The following is a 20,786-nucleotide window of genomic DNA, read 5'->3' on the forward strand; positions in this document are numbered from 1 at the left end:
AATGTACTTTTATAAATTCAACTACCTTAATTAAACTATACTTTAAAGGTCATCATCGGCATATCGCTATGGTTTACCAGAGCAGTTCCTACATGCTCTGAAAAGAAATGCACTAAACCTCGTCGACCATGGGTTGGTATCGCTACAAGGTCGGCCCTTACCTCATTACTAAACTCAAAAATTCCGCTTTCCAATGAGTAAGCACTATAAAAAATAACATCTTCATGCGCTTCTTCAAACTCGGCTATACCGGTATGAATGAAAAACTTAAGTGCTTTTTCCTTCATTTCCTGTGTACTCATAAACCGATCATCTGGTAAGTTGATGTATACAACTTGAAACTCCACATTCAGCTCTTTAAAGAAATTCCATGCCCTTTTAAAAGACTCTATAAAGTCAAGATTAAAGTCGCATGCAAACACCACTTTATCAAGTTTAAATTTTGAAGGTTTCTTTTTGACAACAAGCACAGGAACTTGAGAAGTTCGCACTACTTTTTCGGTATTCGAGCCAACAAAAATTTCTTTAAAACCAGTGGCACCATGTGACCCCATTACAATAAGACCCGCATTAAAATCCTTTGCTACGTCATCGATCTCGTGAAATCTTTTGTAATTCTGCACCGTCATTTCTACAGCTATACCTTCAAGATAATCTTGATCAAGAAACGTATCAAATTTCCTTTTAGCCAATCGCATATAGTAGTTGGCTTCATACATTTCCTGTGATTCATCTTTAGTCAATACGGCTTCAGATAATCCCATCATATGCATAACAACGATACCCGCATTGTATTTTTTTGCCAAGATGGCTGCAGTTTCTAACGCATATTCAGAATACTCTGAAAAGTCTACAGGTACAAGTATCTTTTTCATTACGAACTTATTCGTTGTTTGGTAAATTTTGCCTTTCGCTTTTTTAATTGTGAATTCAGGTCAGAAATAGTTTCCTTAACTGCCATTTCATAATTCTTTTCATTTGAAGAAGCGAAGATTTTTGGTCCCGGTAAGCTCAATTCAATCTCACAGATGTTTCCTTTTTCAGAGGGATCTTTTTCTGTCTTAAAAAAAACATCAGCCCGAATCAACCAATCATAATGCTCATCTAATTTCTTGAGCTTCTCGGTCACGTATTGAGACATGCTTTCGCTACTTTTCATCTTTACATACTGTATATTAATTGCCATCATAACATTCTATTTTTATTTATTTGTTTGTTTTAAAGTGTATATAATTTAAAATCTCGTATTTCATTTTCTTTGATCAAACCGTCTTCTATTAATTTCCCAACAATAGCAGTCGCAAAATCTCTAGCCGTTAGAAATGGAAATTGATAGTCATAAATGCAAATGCACATTGACCACATTAAATCGGAGCCCTCTTCGTTAACTGAAAACAAGTTGGTCTCAAAATGATATAATTCAAAATTTCCAGATTCACCAGCGGCATCCGTTTCCGACTCTTCTATACTTGTTACTGCCGATATTAATAATTGATTAAATCCTTTTTCGGGTAAAGAATCAATGAGGCTTAATAACTTCTTCTTAGATCCAGATGTCTTATCTAAAACCTCGGGCATATATTTAGTGCTAGCCTCGGCATGAACTCCATGAAATATTAGTTGTTCCGTTAGCTCGTTTTCAAAAGATGTCCTTAATTCATTTTCCGGAATTAAACAAAGTACCATCGTTGCATCTTTAACTATAGGCGCATTTGGAGAAGCCTGTTGTAAATAAGGTCGCTTTTTTGCACTACAGCCCATCAACAAAATTCCCATAAATAGTATTGCAAAGCGTTTCATCAGTATTTTGATTTTATAGTACTAAATTATACTCAGACACTACCAGATACTATGACTAATATCAGTTTTATTTTTTTTAAGATTAATCAAGTCATTTTAATCATTTAAGTGATAATTATCATTTCAAAAAATCATAGTTTATTTGAATTTTACAGGAAAAGAAAGATGATATATAAATCACTTTTTGTTTCCATAATTATGGTTCTTCTTACTTCTTGTGGTGTTAAAGAAGATAAAGTAAGACCAACTATTCAAACAATTCACAGTTCAGTCTATGCATCGGTTATCGTTCAACCGGATAGCCTATATCAGGTGTTTTCAAGTGTAAACGGAATATTGGAATCTAATTTAGTTGAAGAAGGAGATACTGTTATTAGGCATACCCCCCTTGTTCAGATTATAAATAGCAGTTCAAAACTCAACTCAGAAAATGCCCGTCTTGCTTTTAATTTGGCGCAAAAAAACTATAGTGGTAATACTGCTATCCTAGATGGAATTAAAGAAGAAATACAAGCCGCTCGACTTAAACTCAAAAATGATTCTATCAACTATTATAGACAGAAGAACTTATGGGAACAGCAAATAGGATCTAAAGCGCAATTTGATGCGAAGAAATTAGAATTTGAACTGTCTGCCCATTCACTAAAAGGCTTAATGAATAAGTACAACCGTACCAAAACTCAATTGCAAACACAGCTCGAACAAGCCTCCAACGACTACAAAACATCCATTATTAAGAAACAGGATTTTACTATTTCAAGTAAAATAAATGGTACTGTATATGCCCTTATTAAAAACCCTGGTGAAATTGTGAACACTCAAGAACCACTGGCAATTTTAGGTAGTACAAATCAATTTATAATTGAAATGTTGGTCGACGAAGTAGATATAGTTACTATAAAAAAGGGGCAGGAAGTGGTAATCACTATAGATGCCTATGCAGGCGAAACTTTTACTGCCTACATCACTAAAATATACCCAAATAAAGACGAACGAAATCAGACTTTTAAAATAGAAGCTCGCTTCAAAAGCACTCCAAATACATTATATCCTGGACTTTCAGGAGAGGCAAATATCATTACCGCAGTAAAAGAAAATGCACTCACCATACCACGTGAGTATCTTGTTAACGGGAACGAGGTAGAAACTGAAAAGGGATTAGTCTCGGTTAAAGTGGGTCTCAAAAACTTAGACGCTGTAGAAATACTGTCAGGAATTTCAGAAGAAACGCTACTCTATAAACCATCAAAAAAATGAATTGGAGGGTTATCATAGGTATTGCGAAAACGCATTTATTCACAAAAATAAAGCAAACGGCTATTGCTGCTTTGGGAGTAACCTTTGGGATTGGCTCATACATAGCACTCGTAAGTTTTATGACTGGACTTAATGGAATGCTAGATGACCTTATTCTTAACAAAACCCCTCATGTGCATATATACAATGAAATTGAACCTTCGAAAGAACAACCTATTGACATACATGAAGCATATGCCAATACCTTTAATATTGTCAAATCGATTAAACCTAAACAAACACAGCGCAAGATTCACAATGCCCTGCCAATTATTCATAATCTATCCAAAAACAATGATGTTATTGCAGCAATTCCCCAACTAAAAACCCAGATTTTTTATATCTCAGGGCCAATAGAATTAGGTGGTAACCTGAGCGGAATTGACATTATGAAAGAGGTTGAGTTTTTCAACTTTAAGGATTATATCGTTAAGGGTACACCACAAGATTTGCTCAATAGTGATGTAGGCATATTACTTGGTTCTGGTGTCGCTTCTAAAATGTCATTAGGCATTGGAGATCGCGTACAAATAAGAACTGCGGTGGGCACGAATTTTCCTTTAAAAGTCATCGGGGTCTTTCAAAGTGGTATAGCCGATCTAGACAATGTTCAAAGCTTTGTAAACCTACGTACAGCTCAAAAAATACTTGGAGTCCCCAGAAATCACATTACAGATATAAATGTGAAGTTACACGATATAGACAAAGCATTTCCTTTGGCAAAAAAAATTGAAGGACAATTCAATTTAAAGGCAATTGACATTAAGACAGCCAATGCACAATTTGAAACAGGCACGAATATTAGAAACCTCATCACCTATGCGGTGTCTATTACACTATTAATAGTCGCTGGTTTCGGGATTTACAACATTCTGAATATGCTTATTTATGAAAAAATGAATGACATCGCCATTTTAAAAGCTACTGGGTTCTCTGGAAAAGATGTACAATACATTTTTTTAAGTCAGGCTATGATCATTGGGTTTGTAGGTGGAATTCTAGGCTTATTAATAGGTTATATTATTTCTTCCATTATCGATAAAATTGCATTTGAAACCGAAGCTCTTCCTACGATTACCACCTACCCTGTTAATTTTAATGTCTGGTTTTACTTAATCGGAATCTCATTTGCCATGGTTTCTACATTCTTAGCGGGTTACTTGCCATCTCGCAAAGCTCGAAAAATCGACCCTGTACGAATAATCAGAGGCCAATAATTAAAGATGTTACTGTGATACTTGAAGCAAAAAACATAAATAAATATTTTAAAAAACCTGTGCCCTTTCATGTGCTTAAGGATATCAATTTTACAGTAGATGATGGCGAGTTTATATCAATAATGGGGAAATCTGGATGTGGCAAATCTACTTTGTTATATATCCTCTCTACCATGGATACGGACTATGATGGTCAACTATATTTAAAGAATGAACTAGTAACCGGAAAAAGTCGGGATTCGCTTTCATATATCAGAAATAAACATATCGGATTTGTGTTTCAGTTTCATTACTTACTATCAGAATTCAGTGTGCTTGAAAATGTAATGCTTCCTGCTAAAAAATTAGGAGAAAAATCTTTAAAAGAAATTGAAAAAGCTGCATTCGAGAAACTAGAAATTTTAAACATTGAAAAGTTGGCTCATAAAAAAGCTTCACAAATTTCTGGGGGTGAAAAACAACGGGTTGCTATTGCAAGAGCATTGATAAATAATCCATCTATTATTATGGGAGATGAACCTACTGGAAATCTTGACAGTCACAATGCTGAAAATGTATTCAAAATTTTCAAGAACTTAAGTGAAGAGCAAGGGCTTTCACTACTCATTGTTACACATGACATAGACTTTGCCAACAAGACTGATCGCATTATTGAAATGTTAGATGGCAGAATCATTAGTTGATAGTTGTCATAGTTTAGGCCAGGCTTAAATAATAGTTTTATAACAATGAAAACAGGTCTTATTTTATCTGGTGGTGGTGCTCGTGGGGTAGCTCATGTCGGTATTCTTAAAGCATTACAAGAACATCACATTAGCATAACACATATTGCAGGTACAAGTGCAGGAGCAGTTGTGGGCGCTCTATTCGCAGCGGGACATTCATGGCAATCTATTTTAAATTTCTTCAAAAAGGCCTCATTATTTCATTGGAAGAGATATTCCAGCAACAAACCGGGTTTTATAGATACTGAAAAATTCTATCGAGATTTGGCGCCTTATTTTCCTACAGATGATTTTTCTATACTAGAAACTAAACTATTTGTCACAGCTACGAATTTGATTACAGGCACACTGGAAGTTTTTAATAGTGGCCCATTAATCAAATCAATTTTAGCTTCAGCTGCTGTACCAGGGATTTTTACGCCGATTTCTATGAATGGTAATTTTTATATCGATGGTGGAATCCTTAATAATTTTCCTACTGAACCTTTGTTAGGGAGGTGTGACAGCATAATAGGAATTTATGTCAACCCACTTGAAGATATATCTATGGCCGATTTAAAACATTCATACCAAGTGGTGAACCGAGCCTTTCAAATAAGCTTTGGAAATAAATGCTATTCAAAATTTTCGGATTGTGATATGGTTATTGCCCCTAGAGCGTTAAATAAGTATGGTCTTTTTCAGATGAAAAATATAGACGCAATTTTTAAAATAGGATATGATTCAGCAATTAATGCCTTAAAGGATTACAAATATGAGACTAGGATGAAAACCCAACTTTAGATCGTTTATTTGGCAGCTCCCATTTAATCATCTCTTTCAAAAACTCATCTACCTTCTCAACAATACTTTTTTCCGTTAGTTCACTCGGGTTCATCAAAGCCATTTCTAGTACATTATTATCAGTTGGCAAACCATTGACTGCTGGAAAAAGCACAAATATATATACATCGCCACTATACGTTTGCGAAAAAACCAAAGCTCCTCCGGGAATAAATTGATAAGCCGGAACGCGGTTAGTACAATTAATTAATTGTTGAGGAAAAGAATCGAATGTAATGTTTACCGCCTCATTATTATGAATCCAATTAAGTTCTTGTACCTTCCAACCGATATCATATTTATTGGTAATAGCGTTCAGTGTATCTAACAGTAAAGGTTTTGTGGTGGTACTCCATAGTGTTTTCTTTTCTACCACTTTCTCAATAGACATGTTGTAGTCTGCTACCCGTTCTTCTAAATGTTCAATTTTCATCTTTTTCTTTAATTTTATCAATTCTTCTTTCTTGTCTCGCCTGTTTCCGGAAATAGCGTCTAAACAAAAAATTACTCTTCATAGCCTCTAGATTTGCATTCAACTTCTTACTCGCCATTTTTAAATGCACCATTGTTGTATCTATGTTTTTAGGCAATGACTCATCCTTGATAATGTAATTCAAGGTGTTTTCATTGTTCTTCATATCGGCAACCATTTCATCTAGCATTTTCGTAACCTCTGCAATAGAATTACTTGAAGTTTCTAATTGAGAAAACACATTCTTAATCTGATTTCCGGCAATCGAATCAGTTAACAATATACCTGCGGGGCTTTCTTCTAAATCAATTTTTGAAATTAATGTGTTAAAGTTCTTTACAGCTTTATTCGTTCCGTAAGTAGTCTGTTTAAGGTATTTGAGTGTTTCTTTTATATCCTTTGAAAGAATTGAATCTGATACCAATGCACCTAAGGCACCTTCGCCTTCAAGTATTTTGTTGGTTATTTTAAGTAAATCGGAAGTCAGTAAAGCGGCATTCTCATTCGTAACATTAAGGGTAGACAACATATCATCGGTACCAATCTTGCTATAGGATATAATGGTATCTCTAGAAACTACCACTTTCAAATTGTCTTTTCCAGGAGTTATATTAACGACCATACTACCCACTAATCCGTCTGAACCTATACTTGCAATAGCATCTTTACTAATAAAAGCGGCCGTTTTTGCTTCAATCATCATTTGCACCACGATCTCTGATGTATTGATCATATCAATACTACTAACTGTACCCACATTTATTCCAGAATATCGAACGTTATTACCTAATTGTAATCCATTTACATTTTGAAACACAGCGTATAGTTGAATGTTCTGGCTAAAAATATGCTGTCGATTGCCTATGAAATATAAGGCAGCAACGAGCAGAAGCGTCCCCAATACTATAAATATGCCAACTCGTGTTTTATAGAATTTTCGATTTTTCATAGGTTCTTAATTTTTAAAGAATGCCTTTATTTTTGGATCTTCTGATTTAGATAATTCCTCAAAAGTTCCGTGGGCATAGTCAATGCCGTCAACTAATAAAATCATCCGGTTACTAATCACTCTCGCGCAATCGACATCGTGCGTTATAATAAGCGATGATGTATTGTATTTCTTTTGAACATCCCTCATTAGCTGTATAATCTCCTTTGCGGTAATAGGATCTAGGCCAGTAGTAGGTTCATCATATAAAATAATTTTTGGCTTTAATATGAGAGCCCTAGCCAGCGCTACACGCCTTTTCATTCCACCTGAAAGTTCAGCTGGCATTAAATCAATTGCAGAAGCCAAACCAACGTTATCTAAAGCTTCTAAGACTAATTCTTCAGTGTTTTTATTGCCATCAACCTTATTCTTATGCCGTCTAAGCGGAAAGTTTAAATTCTCTCGTACGGTCATAGAATCGTATAAGGCACTTCCTTGAAACAGAAATCCAATTTCAGTACGCAAGACATCTAGTTCTTTTTGGCCGAGCGAAGTAATATCAAAATCCTGTATTTTAATAGTACCACTATCCGCAGCCATTAATCCTACTAAACATTTTATCATTACCGATTTTCCCGAACCGGATTTTCCCATTACCACAAGGTTTTCACCTTTATATAATTTCAAATTGAACCCATTAAGCACATGATTATCTCCAAAGCTTTTAAAGAGGCTTTTAATTTCTAGTACCGGTTGCTTATTTTCATTTGTTTCTTTCATAGCTCTACGAAAATATCGGTTACAAAAACTGCTATAAAATCGATAACAAAAAGTAACATCGACGTATAAACTACCGCGGCATTGGATGCTTCCCCAACTCCAACGGTCCCTTTGGCACAATTATAGCCTTTGTAGCACCCTACGAGACCAATGGCGAAACCAAAGAAAAATGATTTGATAGTAGCAGGTATAATATCGCTATACTGCAATGCATCAAAAACCTTATTAAAATAAAGTAGGTATGAGACTTCTCCTTTTAAATTCTCAATAAGCGCAGATCCGAATAAGGCAATTGCATCTCCCATGAGAATAAGTAATGGGAGCATTAAAGTTGTTGCCAGAATTCGAGTAACCACTAGATATTTAAAGGGGTTAGTCCCCGAAACCTCCATGGCATCTATTTGCTCTGTAACTTTCATAGAACCAAGCTCTGCACCGATTCCTGAACCAATTCTACCAGCGCATATTAAAGCAAAAATAACTGGACCAATTTCACGCACTATCGATAAACTTACCATTGAAGGCATCCAAGAAACAGCTCCAAACTCTAACAGAGTAGGTCTTGATTGTAATGTAAATACCAAACCTAAAATGAAGCCGGTAACACCAACCAAAATGATTGAACGATTCCCCACTCGATAGCATTGGCGAATGAGTTCCTTCCATTCAAAAGGAGCACTAACAACTTCTCTAAAAAAACGCATAGCAAAATATGCCATATCCCCTATCTCAGAAAAGAAGCGTTTAGATCTTGCGTATATGGCTTTTGATAATTCCAATCACCTTATGTATTAGTTCTATCAAATATATCTCCCACCAATAGGTGTTAAAATGATAAAAGTCAGTTACGTAACTGACTTTTATCATTGTAGATAGCTTTTATAACATATAATTTGGGTCTTCTAATACTGAAAATAATGGAAAAGACATTTCGAATTCAAAATCTAAAATGCGGTGGTTGTGAGACTACAATAATTAAGAATATGGTAGATATTCAGGGGGTTAAAAGCGTGGAACTAAGTGTTCCTAAAAATGAAATCACGATCGATGTAGACACGCCTTTAACACTAGAAAAAGTAAGAAAAAAACTTTCTAGATTAGGATATCCTGTTGTTGGTGAACGAAATAATATTGGTAAGAAAGCCACATCATACCTTAGCTGTGTAATAGGAAGAATTGATGCCTAAAAGAGTAATCGAATTAATTGAATAAAATACTCATTACACCAATACCTAGAATGAGCAAGAGCACTATCAACCGGAATTGCTCTTGAGACATCTTGTTCAAAATTAGCTTCCCAATCCATGTTCCAACAATACTTACAACAATTAGAATAGGTACTAGATAGAGCAAATCTTTGCGCATATAGCCATTAAAATAATACACTACAGTCCTACTAAAATCAACCCCTAAGTCAATAACTGCAGATGTTGCGATGAATTTTTCTTTATTCATCTTAAAGGCCGCCAAAGTAATTCCTCTTATCGCACCTCCTGTTCCTAAAATACCAGCGCTTAAGCCTGAAAGTACACCTCCAGTTATTGCATTTCTGGTAGTAGCTTGGACCACAAACTTTTTAAAAATCAAAAAGAATAAACTAAGGACAATAAGAAATATTCCGAGAATATAGGTGAGAAACTTTGGATCAATGTACTTACTTAAAAAGGCTCCTAGCATTACAAATATGACTGCCGGAACTCCTAATTGTAAAATAACTTTTTTGTCTAACCCCTTCTTGAAAAATGCAATTTTGGTGATATTACTAGCCAAATGAAACAGAGCTGTAATTCCTAGAACGGATTTAAAATCTAAAAAGAAGTTGGCCACAGGTACAAAAAACACCGAAGATCCAAAACCACCTACTGTGCCGAAAATTTCGGCAACTATGGATAGTAATATGAATATAGGAAGATACCTCGATAACATATATCATCGGTTTTAAACTCAAAAATAGGTTTGATCTACACCGCAATCAATGACATATATCACCAAGAAACTATTTGGATCTTTCCTACTATAATATTCAGAAATCTGCTTACGAATTGAAAAAATCTCGAACCCAAGCTTTCACTTGGTTATCCGTCATACTATCAGCTTTTTCTACGGCTTTTATTTTGGTTGCTATACTACTATGATTAGTGTGCAACTCCTTCTTAAATTTCTCGTTGGTACCTGCTGGACCAAAGATTACCAAAGAATCCGTGTCTTTAATTTCTGATATAATGTTACTGAAATATCGTTTTGTTTGGTGCTTTTCACGTTCCAGATATTTACTGTCCTGAACCACATCCTGAGGGCCACCCTTTAGCCGTGTTCCAGAACCTCCATGCGCTTTAAAATGCTCTATATTCGATTCAATAGACTTTAAACTTTCTTTTCCATTTTTTAGAGTCACAATAAGTGCTTTATCCTTATCGATCCATATACCTGTCTTTATCATTTTGCTTTATTTTTCTTAAACCATATTACTAGTAGTTTTAAAATTACATCTTACTAAAACAGATCGCTATGATAAATGTCATTTGAACAGCTTAATATCAATGTTGTATTAAATTAAAAAACACCTCTGACATATTCTGTCACTACTACCGATACCTTTGTACTATTATTAATCAATAAATAGTATAAAAATGACAAACGCAGTTAACTGGTTCGAAATTCCAGTAAGCAATTACGAAAGAGCAAAAAAATTCTATTCTCAGGTACTTGGCTTTGAAATCATAGATCATGATATGGGTGATGAGAATATGAAATATGGTATTTTTCCGTATGATATGGAAAACAACAAGGTCGGGGGTGCCATAATGCAAATGGAAGGCATGAATCCGTCAACCGATGGTTCGACAGTATACCTCAATGGTGGAGATGATTTGAGCGTTCCACTAGCTAGAGTTGAGGCTGCGGGCGGAAAAATATTAATGCCTAAAACGGATATTAAAGAAAATGGTTTCATCGCCCAGTTTACTGACACCGAAGGTAATCGCGTAGCATTTCATTCAATGGAATAACGAATAGTAATTAGCGAGCCCTACTATAGGGTTCGCTATCTTTGCTTGTATGTCACAACTGTCTAGACTTATTTCGCTGCTTACTCTATTAAAGTCGAAACGACTATTAACCGCTACTGAATTGGCTGATAAATATGAGGTAAGTATTAGAACCATCTATAGAGACATTAGGAAGTTAGAGGAAGGGGGAATTCCAGTATATAGTATTGAAGGTAAAGGCTATAGCTTGGTTGACAACTACACTGTTGCTCCTGTGCAGTTCACAGAAAAGCAAGCCAACGCCTTAATTACTGCACAGCATGTAATCAATCAATCTAAAGATATATCTTTTGTAAATGATTTTAATGAGGCGTTGACAAAGATCAAATCAGTTTTTAGGACTTCTATTCAGGAAAAGAGTGAGTTACTTAATGACAAGATTCATGTTTTTAATTGGTATTATGAGGAGTTTAGCAGTGATGCCCTGTCGGAAATCCAGTTAGCAATTACGAATTTTAATTTCGTAGAGATTAACTATCAAAAAGCAAATGATCCAAACATTTCTTTTAGAAAAATCGAACCTTGTGCAATGTACTCAACAAACAACAAATGGATATTAATCGCCTGGTGTCACTTGCGCAAAGAACTAAGGGCATTTAGAATCGATAGAATACAGCATTTCAAAATCTTACCAGACAAATTTGAAGACAGAAAATTCAATATTCAGGATTATTTCAATTCTTGCCCTTATAGCGATTAATAAACTTTCTTAAAACCTTTCTTTTCCAAATCAAAGGATATTTTTAAGACACTCAATGCTTTACTCTCTAACTTTAACAGTATTATTCTCTTAAAAAATAGTTAAACTATGACATATTAATAGTATTACTATCATATATTTGTTTCAACTAATGGAGAATCTACAACTACATATTACGATAAATCCAGAATTGTATACAAAAGACCCTGAGTCATCCGAGCTGGGTCAAAAAATTGTCAGTACCAGTATCGCAATGATTAATAGCTTAGGTTTTGAAGCTTTCACTTTTAGAAAACTCGGCGTACAAATAGGATCTAATGAGAGTTCTATTTATCGCTATTTTGAAAGCAAGCATGCCTTACTAGTTTATCTTATCAACTGGTATTGGAGTTGGATTGAGTATAAGTTAGTCTTCGAAACTGCCAACATTACAATAGCCCAAGACAAGTTAACAAAAGCGATTACACTACTGACCGAAGAGGTTGAAGAGGACAACTCCTTCACTTTTATTAATGAAGTACTATTGAATAAGATTATCATCTCCGAATCGGCTAAAGCATATCATACCAAGGATATTGATAAGGAGAATGAAAAAGGATTCTACAAAACATATAAGCGTGTAGTTCAACGTGTGAGCGATATCGTATTAGAGATTAATCCTAGTTTTGAATTCCCACACATGTTAGTCTCTACTATTATTGAAGGAGCTCATCATCAGCGATTCTTTTCAAAACATCTACCCTCCTTAACAGATGTAGAAGAAGGAAAAAATAACATCGTAAGGTTTTACTCGGATCTCGTTCTAAAGGCTATAGTATCATGAAAAAGTCTTTAGTCAACATAGCAGGAATTTTAAAAGGTGTGGCATTTGTTATTGCACTAATAACTATATTATTGCAACCTCTTGGCCAAGCTTTTTTTCTACTTGGCGATGCTGAAATTGAAGTGAGCGAGGTCGATTTTGAAGAAGATTCCGAAGAACAAGAAGAAAAGAAAGAAGATGATAGTAAAAATGAAAAGATCGAACTACAGCATACCAATGCACATAGTCAATCGATACTTTTTCTTTCTAAAAACCGAAGTTATCAACTTCTACAATTAGTACAGAATTTCGATCCTGATATTCTCATACCGCCACCTGAACAGGTATAACATTTCCATTAAATATTTCTAGACATTGTTTGTTTAGAACCCTCTCTTTTGGAGGAAAACCAATCTTTTTTAATTATAAAAAATCATTAATTGAATCTGTTATGGTACACAGTTGCCATGCCCGTTTCGAACTAAAATTTGTATGAATAGTTCTAATCCCTTTAAAAATTTTAAGGCAGATATTCCTGCCAGTATTGTTGTCTTTTTCGTAGCCTTACCATTATGTTTGGGTATTGCTCTTGCTAGTGGTGCTCCACTATTTTCAGGTCTAATTGCCGGAATAGTTGGTGGTATTGTTGTAGGTGCCATGAGTGGATCACAAGTAGGCGTTAGTGGCCCGGCTGCAGGACTTGCCGCTATAGTTTTAACAGCTATCGGCGCACTAGGCGGATATCAAAACTTTCTTGTTGCAGTTGTTATTGGTGGTGCTATCCAACTACTTTTCGGCTTTTTAAAGGCTGGTATTATAGGGTATTACTTTCCTTCATCAGTTATAAAAGGAATGCTAACTGGTATTGGTATCATTATCATCTTAAAGCAAATCCCATATTTTTTCGGTTTGGATAAAAACCCAGGAGGTGATTTTTCCTTCTTACAAATAGATGGAGAAAATACGTTTACGGAATTGCTAAGAACTATTAATGCAATAATAAGCGGGAATTTTGACTATGGCGCGACCATTATAGCGATTGTTGCCATTTCAATACTCATACTATGGAGTAATGTATTGAGTAAAAAAGGAAAGATCTTTCAGTTGGTACAAGGACCACTAGTGGCGGTTGTGGCAGGTATTGTTTACTACTTACTTACTAAAGACACAGGGTTATCACTTAGTGCTGATCGTTTAGTATCTGTTCCTGTTCCTGAAAGCTTTGATGATTTTAAAGGTCAATTTGCCTTTCCAAACTTCGAGGTTATTGGAAGAGCTGACATTTGGATTACTGGATTTACAATAGCCTTGGTGGCTAGTCTTGAGACTTTACTTTGTGTAGAGGCTACCGATAAGTTAGATCCGCGTAAACGTGTTACCCCTACCAATAGAGAACTAATTGCTCAAGGAACTGGAAACATTATTTCTGGTTTTATTGGCGGACTACCGATTACACAGGTAATTGTTCGAAGTTCTGCGAATATTCAATCTGGAGGTAAGACCAAGATGTCGGCGATTATTCATGGCTTTTTCTTGCTTATCTCAGTAATCCTGATTCCTACATTGCTAAACAAAATTCCATTGTCAGTATTAGCTGCCGTACTATTTATTGTAGGGTACAAATTGGCAAAACCAGCTTTGTTCAAAACCATGTATAATCTAGGATGGAAACAATTCATACCATTTGTAGTAACCATATTAGGTATAGTATTTACTGACTTACTAATGGGAATTGGACTAGGTCTGGCAGTAGGAATAGTAGTAATCTTAATTAAGAGTTTTCAAAACTCACATTTCCTTCATATTGAAGATAAAAGTAACGGCAAGCATAAAATAAAAATGACACTTGCCGAAGAAGTGACCTTTTTTAACAAAGGGGCTATTTTAAAAGAATTAGATAGCCTACCAAGAGACACCTATTTGGAACTCGATGTTAGAAAAACAAGATATCTCGATAATGACATTATCGAAATTCTTGAAGACTTTTCAGAAAAAGCTAGAAACAGGAATATTGATATTCAACTTATTTCAGAAAGAGGAATAGTTGAAAATCCTGATAGCTTTATCCAATTTTTTCAACTAAGACCAAAAAGTGCTTAAAAAAACCACACATGAAAAATTCAAATTTTAAATACCGATTATTAGTTTTATTAGACCATAGTAAAACATCGAAAGTTGCATTACGTGATGCTGTAAACTTAGCAAAGGTAATTGATGGTAAGATCGATTTACTACAAGTGAAAGCTCCATCAAAATTTACCCAATACGGTAATCAAATAGCATTAATGCGTACACTGGATGAGCAGAGAGCCAGTGAAAAGAAGAAAATGAAAGAGCTAGCTAATACGATATCAGAATCTGAAAACATTCCGGTTTCATATAAATTTACCTTTGGTAATGTTGTTAATGAAGTACAAGACCATATTGACCAAACAACACCAGATATTGTTGTTATCGGTAAACGAAAAACAGGCTTTAAAAGCTTCTTAAAAACAAGTGTAACTAATCACTTGTTAAACAATCATAAAGGTGGAATTCTTATTTCTGGTAATGAAAGCAATACCGCTGCTTTTGACGATGTGTCCCTAGGGTTCTTAAATGAGGAGGCTTTAAATAATGAAATTACTATTGCTGGTGATCTTATTAGTAAGTCTAAACGCCCTTTAAAACTTTTTAAATTCTCTGGAGATTCGTATCAAGACAAACAAGAAACACCTAATAAAGTTGTTACGTTTGAATTTGACGAACACGCTGAGCCCAGTACGCCAATCTCTAAATACATTAGTAAAAACGGGGTCGATCTTTTATGCGTTAAACGAGATATGGAAAAAGGCATTTCTAAGTCGATAAATCAGTTTAACAACGAGATTGCAAAGACAATAATCAAAACAGAAGTACCTGTATTGGTGCTTGCGAACTAAAAGTTATTATGAAAGCACATACAAAAGAAACACAGGCTATCATGACACCTGCTTCATCATTAGAGGCACTTGTCAATGGAAACCAGCGATTTCAGGAAAACTATCGTGCCGATCGAGATTTAATGCAACAAGTTGGAGATACTAGTACAGGCCAATACCCGTTTGCCACGATCTTGAGTTGTATTGACTCGCGAGTTTCATCCGAACTTATTTTCGATCAAGGAATAGGTGACATTTTCAGTATCAGAATTGCCGGAAATTTTGTGAATGAGGATATTTTAGGGAGTATGGAGTTTGCATGCAAATTGGCTGGAACAAAGTTGGTTGTTGTCTTAGGACACACGGCTTGCGGTGCAGTCAAGGGCGCATGTGATCATGCTAGACTTGGTAATCTTACTGCACTAATAAATAAGATTGAGCCGGCTGTTGAAGCCGTAAAAGAACCTCAAGATGCATCCTTAAGAAATTCAAATAATATTGATTTTGTAAACGAGGTGGCTAAAAAAAATGTCATGATGACAATTGATAATATTCGTTCATCGAGTGAAGTACTTCAAGAAATGGAACAAAATGGTGAAATAGAAATTGTTGGTGGTATGTATGACATCAATACTGGTGCTGTGTCATTCTATAATTAACAAAATGTAACCGGACTCCGACAGACTTCCTTAAAAATTCCAGTATTAGTAACAATAAAATAGTATTGATACTGGATTTTTAATACCTAGTATTTGACTAGAAACACTCACTTTATATAAAGACTGGGTCGGGAGAATACGGACCTATTTCAAACAAAATATGAAAGAAATAATGACACCATGGCAACGATTTATAGGGCTGCTACAATTGGATAAAAAAGATATCAAACAAATCTTTTTCTATGCAGTTTTTACGGGCATCGTAGCACTGTCGTTACCTTTAGGTATACAAGCAATTATTAACTTGATTCAAGGAGCACAAATTTCCACTTCTTGGATTGTTCTAGTAATTCTTGTAACCCTTGGAGTTGCTTTTCAGGGTGGGTTACAACTTATGCAAATTCGTATTTTAGAGAATATTCAACAAAAGATATTCACGCGTTCATCATTTGAATTCGCCTATCGTTTTCCCAAAATAAAAACAAGTGAGTTACGTAACTATTATCCGCCAGAATTAGCCAATAGATTCTTCGATACATTGACTGTCCAAAAGGGGCTATCTAAAATTTTAATTGATTTTCCTGCAGCGGTACTACAAATTGTTTTTGGAATTGCCCTGCTATCGTTCTACCATCCATTTTTTATTATCTACGGCCTTATGTTAGTATTACTTATATACTTTGTTTTCAAACTTACAGCTAAAAAAGGTCTCCATACTAGTTTAGAAGAATCGAAAAACAAGTACAAAGTTGCCCATTGGATTCAGGAAATTGCTCGAGCGCTAATAAGTTTTAAGCTATCGGGCAATACCAAATTGGCCATGACCAGAAATGATGAATTAACAACTGAATATCTGGAATCTAGAGAAAACCACTTTAGAATTCTCCTTTTACAGTTTGTGCAGATGATTGGTTTTAAAATCTTAGTAACAGCAGGCCTTTTAATAATAGGGGGCTTATTAGTATTAAACCAACAAATGAATATAGGACAGTTCGTAGCGGCTGAGATTATTATTCTTTTGGTAATTACATCTGTAGAGAAACTAATCTCAGGTTTAGAGACCTTTTATGATGTACTTACTTCATTGGAAAAAATTGGGCAAGTAGTTGATAAAGAAATTGAATCTCAAGAAGGTGTCGATCCTTTCGAAGCTAATCAATCTTTAAAAATTGAATTGGATGAAGTTGCATATCAAACGTCTAGTGGTAATGTGATTCTAGAAAATATTAATTTATCTATCCTTCAAAATGATCGCTTCCTCCTTGATGGGGCAGCAGGCTCAGGAAAAACCACACTACTAAAACTCCTATCTGGTTTAATAGAACCAACCCAAGGAATGATTTACGTAAATGATTCCTCGTTAAAAGGTATATTCCCAAATCGATATCGCAACCAAGTCGGGCAGTTGCTACCAGAGCAACAACCATTTGAGGGTACTATTCTAGAAAATATAACCTTTGGGTCCTCTTCTATTTCCATGGAACGCGTAAATGAAGTTCTCAAAAATCTAGGACTGCTACCATTCGTTAAGATGCAGGCAAATGGACTCCAGTCGATCCTGTATACGGAAGGACAACAAATTCCATTTACAGTTTCAAAACGTATTCTTTTAGCACGGGCAATTGTTCATGAACCTAAGTTGCTATTATTAAAAGACCCTCTTGAGCATTTTGAAACTGCCGAGGCGGAAAAAATAATAAACTACTTAATAGATGATAGTCAACCATGGGCTTTAATCGTTTCATCGAGAAACAACTTGTGGAAAAATGTAACCGAGAAAACGATTCGATTAGAGAACAAAACCATTAAACAGTAATAGGATGCTTAATATTTCACATAATCAGTTGAATAAAAAAGTGACCCTTCAGGGATATAAAGCTCATAAGAAGGCCTTTAAAGGTCAGCATTTTAAAATATTTAATAGGTTTTTGTACACTTTTGCGGGTATCGCTATTATTATCCTCTTTTTACCTTGGACACAAAACGTTACTGGTAATGGATATGTTACCACTTTAACTCCAGATCAGCGTCCTCAAACGATACAATCACCTATACCAGGTCGTATAGAGAAATGGCATGTAAAGGAAGGGGACTTCGTGAAAAAAGGAGATACTATTCTTTATATCTCTGAAATTAAGAACGAGTATCAAGATCCTAGGTTAGTAGAACGGACTAATCAGCAGCGAGATGCTAAAAGCCGATCCGTATTATCTTATCAAGAAAAAGTAAAAGCGTTAGAAAATCAAGTAGTAGCACTTTCTAAGGAGCGAGATTTAAAACGTACTCAAACCGAAAATAAATTAAGACAAGCCGAGCTAAAAGTGCAAAGTGATAGTATTGACCTTATCGCGGCTCAAACCAATATCAAAATTGCACGGCGACAGTTCGAAAGAACAGAGACACTACAAACAGAAGGGTTAAAAGCTGTAACCGATGTAGAGGAGAAAAGATTGAAATTGCAAGAAACGCAAGCAAAGTTAATATCTCAGGAGAACAAACTTTTAGCAAGTAAAAATGAATTAATTAACGCTAGATTAGAAATAAGCCGCATTAATGCAAGTTATGCTGATAAGATTGCCAAAGCTAGAAGTGATCGATTTACAGCAGAGTCCAATCAGTTTGATACCGAAGCCCAGGTTACTAAGCTAGAGAATCAGACTACCAACTACAAAATGCGGAATGCCCTATACTATATCACAGCGCCTCAAAACGGTTACATCAACAAAGCAATAAAAGGTGGAATAGGTGAAACGTTTAAAGAAGGAGAGCAATTAGTTGGTATTATGCCAGCAAATTATGATTTGGCAGTGGAAACTTATGTGAGTCCAATTGACCTACCTCTTATGCATCTTGGGGAGTCTGTTCGCATTCAATTTGATGGCTGGCCGGCAATCTTCTTTAGTGGTTGGCCCAATGCATCGTTCGGAACTTATGCTGGTAAGGTAGTAGCCATTGAAACTTTTATCAGCGATAATGGGAAATTTAGAATTTTAATAGCCCCAGATTTAGAGGAAGTTGAGTGGCCTGAGAACGTACGAGTAGGCTCAGGTGCTTATACCATAGCATTATTAGAAGATGTACCTATATGGTATGAGGTTTGGAGGCAGTTAAATGGCTTCCCCCCTAACTACTACACGCCGGAAAAGGCTGATGTTAAAAGCGACCAAAAGAAATGAAAAAACATTTTCGTGGTTTATTGATAATAGGTTTAGTTGTATTTGTAAATACACTTGCTGCTCAAGTAAATGATGGCATAGCTTCAAATATGTTAACTTTTGAAGAGTACTTGGCTTATGTAAAAAAATACCATCCATTAATTAAGCAAGCAAATCTTACTTTGAATATAGGAGAAGCTAATTTACTCAGAGCCAGAGGAGGTTTCGATCCTAAAATTGAGGTAGATTATGATCGGAAAAAATTCAAACAAATCGAGTATTATGATCAGTTAAATACCACTTTTAAAATACCGACTTGGTATGGTATTGAGTTTAAGGCCAACTTTGAGGAGAATTCTGGTGAATTCTTAAATCCCAATCTTTCAGTACCAGATGATGGGCTTTATAGTGCAGGTGTTTCATTTTCGTTAGCAAGGGGCTTTTTAATTAACGAAAGAATGGCATCATTGAAGAAAGCTCGTTTTTTTAGAAATCAAACAAAAGCTGACAGAAACTTGCTGGTCAATAATTTGATTTTTGAAGCCAGTAAAGCCTATTTTCAATGGACTGAGGCTTATAATGAAGAACAAATTTATATCGCTTTCCTAAACAATGCCTCTACCAGATTAGAAGCGGTACAGAAAAGTGTTGATGCTGGAGATAAGCCTGAAATTGATATTACTGAAGCAAGAATAGCCTATCAAAATAGAATATTAAGCTTAGAAGCTGCTACCCTAAAAAAGAGGAAAGCGGCTTTAGAGGCAAGTAACTTTTTATGGCTTAATGATATTCCGTTGGAAATAGAAGAAAATATTATTCCTGAGCTTCCTACTGAAGTAATAGTTAGAAACTCCTTATTTCTTGAGGGAATTACTGATACACTTGCCTTACAACAAAACCATCCTAAACTACAAAGCCTAGATGCAAAAATTAAGGGCTTAAAAGTAGAGCAAAAGCTGAAGAGAAATAAACTGCTACCAAGAATAGATTTACAATATAACTTTTTGACTGAGCAGTACGATCAGTTAAGTTCCTTAAACACGGCTAATTACAAAAGTGCTGTAAATATTAGCTTTCCGTTGTTTTTAAGAAAAGAGCGAGGGAATTTAAAACTAGCCAATTATAAGCTACAGGATGCACGGTTCGAGCGAATGTCGGAATCCCTAAAAATTCAAAACAAAATTACTGCTGTTAATACAGAAATTAGATCATTAAATGAGCAAAACCAATTAATTGAGGAGATTGTAAGCGATTATGAAAAGTTAGTCCTGGCAGAAGAACGTAAATTTTTCTTGGGTGAAAGCTCCTTGTTCTTAATCAATTCACGTGAACAGAAATTGATCGATTCTAGACTAAAAGCCAATAAACTAAGTATAAAACTGTTACAAGCAAATACTTCGCTCTATAATTCTTTAGGTTTGGTGAACTAATTATCTACATTTTATATACTGTAATGTTTCGTAATTTTACAGTCTAAATT

The 20,786-nt window shown here is 35.2% G+C and carries 24 protein-coding genes; 15 read left to right on the top strand and 9 right to left on the bottom strand.

Annotation, left to right across the window (positions count from 1 at the left end):
- Window positions 1-35: 35 nt before the first annotated feature.
- Genes GWK10_RS06445 through GWK10_RS06455 form a run of 3 tightly spaced genes read right to left on the bottom strand, consistent with a single transcriptional unit; the run spans window position 36 to window position 1,800 of the window.
- Window positions 36-875 (bottom strand): universal stress protein, encoded by an 840-nt coding sequence (locus GWK10_RS06445; protein ID WP_164030396.1) that lies wholly within the window; start codon window positions 873-875, stop codon window positions 36-38.
- Window positions 875-1,189 carry a ribosome hibernation-promoting factor, HPF/YfiA family gene (hpf, locus tag GWK10_RS06450; RefSeq protein WP_394351642.1) on the bottom strand — a complete coding sequence of 105 codons (315 nt, stop codon included), beginning with the start codon at window positions 1,187-1,189 and terminating at the stop codon, window positions 875-877. The genes GWK10_RS06445 and hpf overlap by 1 nt, the downstream gene beginning before the upstream one ends.
- 29 nt (window positions 1,190-1,218) lie before the next feature.
- Complete coding sequence (locus GWK10_RS06455) at window positions 1,219-1,800, bottom strand: hypothetical protein (RefSeq protein WP_164030398.1); 582 nt, start codon at window positions 1,798-1,800, stop codon at window positions 1,219-1,221.
- Window positions 1,801-1,965: 165 nt separating this feature from the next.
- Between GWK10_RS06455 and GWK10_RS06460 the strand changes: the two genes are divergently transcribed.
- Genes GWK10_RS06460 through GWK10_RS06475 form a run of 4 tightly spaced genes read left to right on the top strand, consistent with a single transcriptional unit; the run spans window position 1,966 to window position 5,821 of the window.
- On the top strand, window positions 1,966-3,057 hold the full coding sequence (locus GWK10_RS06460) for an efflux RND transporter periplasmic adaptor subunit (protein ID WP_164030400.1): 1,092 nt from the start codon (window positions 1,966-1,968) through the stop codon (window positions 3,055-3,057).
- Window positions 3,054-4,313 (top strand): ABC transporter permease, encoded by a 1,260-nt coding sequence (locus tag GWK10_RS06465; protein WP_164030402.1) that lies wholly within the window; start codon window positions 3,054-3,056, stop codon window positions 4,311-4,313. The genes GWK10_RS06460 and GWK10_RS06465 overlap by 4 nt, the downstream gene beginning before the upstream one ends.
- A gap of 14 nt (window positions 4,314-4,327) precedes the next feature.
- Window positions 4,328-4,996, top strand: coding sequence for an ABC transporter ATP-binding protein (locus GWK10_RS06470; RefSeq protein WP_317164670.1), 669 nt, complete (start codon window positions 4,328-4,330; stop codon window positions 4,994-4,996).
- 45 nt (window positions 4,997-5,041) lie between these two features.
- A complete protein-coding gene (locus tag GWK10_RS06475; RefSeq protein ID WP_164030405.1) occupies window positions 5,042-5,821 on the top strand; it encodes a patatin-like phospholipase family protein in 780 nt (259 codons plus the stop codon).
- Here GWK10_RS06475 and GWK10_RS06480 read toward each other — a convergent pair.
- Genes GWK10_RS06480 through GWK10_RS06495 form a run of 4 tightly spaced genes read right to left on the bottom strand, consistent with a single transcriptional unit; the run spans window position 5,799 to window position 8,762 of the window.
- Window positions 5,799-6,293, bottom strand: a complete 495-nt coding sequence (locus GWK10_RS06480) for a hypothetical protein (protein ID WP_164030409.1) — start codon at window positions 6,291-6,293, stop codon at window positions 5,799-5,801. The two genes, GWK10_RS06475 and GWK10_RS06480, sit on opposite strands and share 23 nt — an antisense overlap.
- Window positions 6,283-7,281, bottom strand: coding sequence for an MlaD family protein (locus GWK10_RS06485; RefSeq protein WP_164030412.1), 999 nt, complete (start codon window positions 7,279-7,281; stop codon window positions 6,283-6,285). Before GWK10_RS06485 ends, GWK10_RS06480 begins: the two co-directional genes overlap by 11 nt.
- 6 nt (window positions 7,282-7,287) lie before the next feature.
- Window positions 7,288-8,043, bottom strand: a complete 756-nt coding sequence (locus tag GWK10_RS06490; protein WP_164030415.1) for an ABC transporter ATP-binding protein — start codon at window positions 8,041-8,043, stop codon at window positions 7,288-7,290.
- Window positions 8,040-8,762 (bottom strand): MlaE family ABC transporter permease, encoded by a 723-nt coding sequence (locus tag GWK10_RS06495; protein ID WP_164030574.1) that lies wholly within the window; start codon window positions 8,760-8,762, stop codon window positions 8,040-8,042. The genes GWK10_RS06490 and GWK10_RS06495 overlap by 4 nt, the downstream gene beginning before the upstream one ends.
- 198 nt (window positions 8,763-8,960) lie before the next feature.
- On the opposite strand from GWK10_RS06495, the gene GWK10_RS06500 reads away from it, so the two are divergent.
- Entirely contained in the window at window positions 8,961-9,230 is a 270-nt protein-coding gene (locus tag GWK10_RS06500) for a heavy-metal-associated domain-containing protein (RefSeq protein ID WP_164030419.1), read from the top strand.
- 13 nt (window positions 9,231-9,243) lie between these two features.
- On the opposite strand, the gene GWK10_RS06505 is transcribed toward GWK10_RS06500, so the two are convergent.
- Both GWK10_RS06505 and GWK10_RS06510 read right to left on the bottom strand, forming a co-directional pair.
- Complete coding sequence (locus GWK10_RS06505; RefSeq protein WP_164030422.1) at window positions 9,244-9,969, bottom strand: sulfite exporter TauE/SafE family protein; 726 nt, start codon at window positions 9,967-9,969, stop codon at window positions 9,244-9,246.
- Window positions 9,970-10,078: 109 nt separating this feature from the next.
- A complete protein-coding gene (locus GWK10_RS06510; protein ID WP_164030425.1) occupies window positions 10,079-10,483 on the bottom strand; it encodes a hypothetical protein in 405 nt (134 codons plus the stop codon).
- 190 nt (window positions 10,484-10,673) lie between these two features.
- Here GWK10_RS06510 and GWK10_RS06515 point away from each other — a divergent pair, with 190 nt between their 5' ends.
- The 10 genes from GWK10_RS06515 (at window position 10,674) to GWK10_RS06560 (ending at window position 20,736) form a co-directional block, all read left to right on the top strand.
- A complete protein-coding gene (locus GWK10_RS06515; RefSeq protein WP_164030427.1) occupies window positions 10,674-11,051 on the top strand; it encodes a VOC family protein in 378 nt (125 codons plus the stop codon).
- Window positions 11,052-11,100: 49 nt separating this feature from the next.
- Entirely contained in the window at window positions 11,101-11,790 is a 690-nt protein-coding gene (locus GWK10_RS06520; protein WP_164030430.1) for a helix-turn-helix transcriptional regulator, read from the top strand.
- 151 nt (window positions 11,791-11,941) lie between these two features.
- Window positions 11,942-12,613 (top strand): TetR/AcrR family transcriptional regulator, encoded by a 672-nt coding sequence (locus GWK10_RS06525; protein WP_164030433.1) that lies wholly within the window; start codon window positions 11,942-11,944, stop codon window positions 12,611-12,613.
- Entirely contained in the window at window positions 12,610-12,942 is a 333-nt protein-coding gene (locus tag GWK10_RS06530) for a hypothetical protein (protein WP_164030435.1), read from the top strand. The genes GWK10_RS06525 and GWK10_RS06530 overlap by 4 nt, the downstream gene beginning before the upstream one ends.
- 142 nt (window positions 12,943-13,084) lie before the next feature.
- On the top strand, window positions 13,085-14,692 hold the full coding sequence (locus tag GWK10_RS06535) for a SulP family inorganic anion transporter (protein ID WP_164030438.1): 1,608 nt from the start codon (window positions 13,085-13,087) through the stop codon (window positions 14,690-14,692).
- Window positions 14,693-14,703: 11 nt separating this feature from the next.
- Window positions 14,704-15,513 carry a universal stress protein gene (locus GWK10_RS06540; RefSeq protein WP_164030442.1) on the top strand — a complete coding sequence of 270 codons (810 nt, stop codon included), beginning with the start codon at window positions 14,704-14,706 and terminating at the stop codon, window positions 15,511-15,513.
- 8 nt (window positions 15,514-15,521) lie between these two features.
- Window positions 15,522-16,151, top strand: coding sequence for a carbonic anhydrase family protein (locus GWK10_RS06545; protein WP_164030446.1), 630 nt, complete (start codon window positions 15,522-15,524; stop codon window positions 16,149-16,151).
- A 160-nt stretch (window positions 16,152-16,311) separates the two neighbouring features.
- On the top strand, window positions 16,312-17,967 hold the full coding sequence (locus GWK10_RS06550; RefSeq protein ID WP_164030450.1) for a peptidase domain-containing ABC transporter: 1,656 nt from the start codon (window positions 16,312-16,314) through the stop codon (window positions 17,965-17,967).
- Between the two features lie 4 nt (window positions 17,968-17,971).
- Window positions 17,972-19,327 (top strand): HlyD family secretion protein, encoded by a 1,356-nt coding sequence (locus tag GWK10_RS06555; protein ID WP_164030454.1) that lies wholly within the window; start codon window positions 17,972-17,974, stop codon window positions 19,325-19,327.
- Entirely contained in the window at window positions 19,324-20,736 is a 1,413-nt protein-coding gene (locus GWK10_RS06560; RefSeq protein WP_164030457.1) for a TolC family protein, read from the top strand. Before GWK10_RS06555 ends, GWK10_RS06560 begins: the two co-directional genes overlap by 4 nt.
- Window positions 20,737-20,786 lie beyond the last annotated feature (50 nt).

The sequence above is a fragment of the Spongiivirga citrea genome, assembly GCF_010671565.1.
GTDB classification, from domain to species: Bacteria; Bacteroidota; Bacteroidia; order Flavobacteriales; family Flavobacteriaceae; genus Spongiivirga; species Spongiivirga citrea.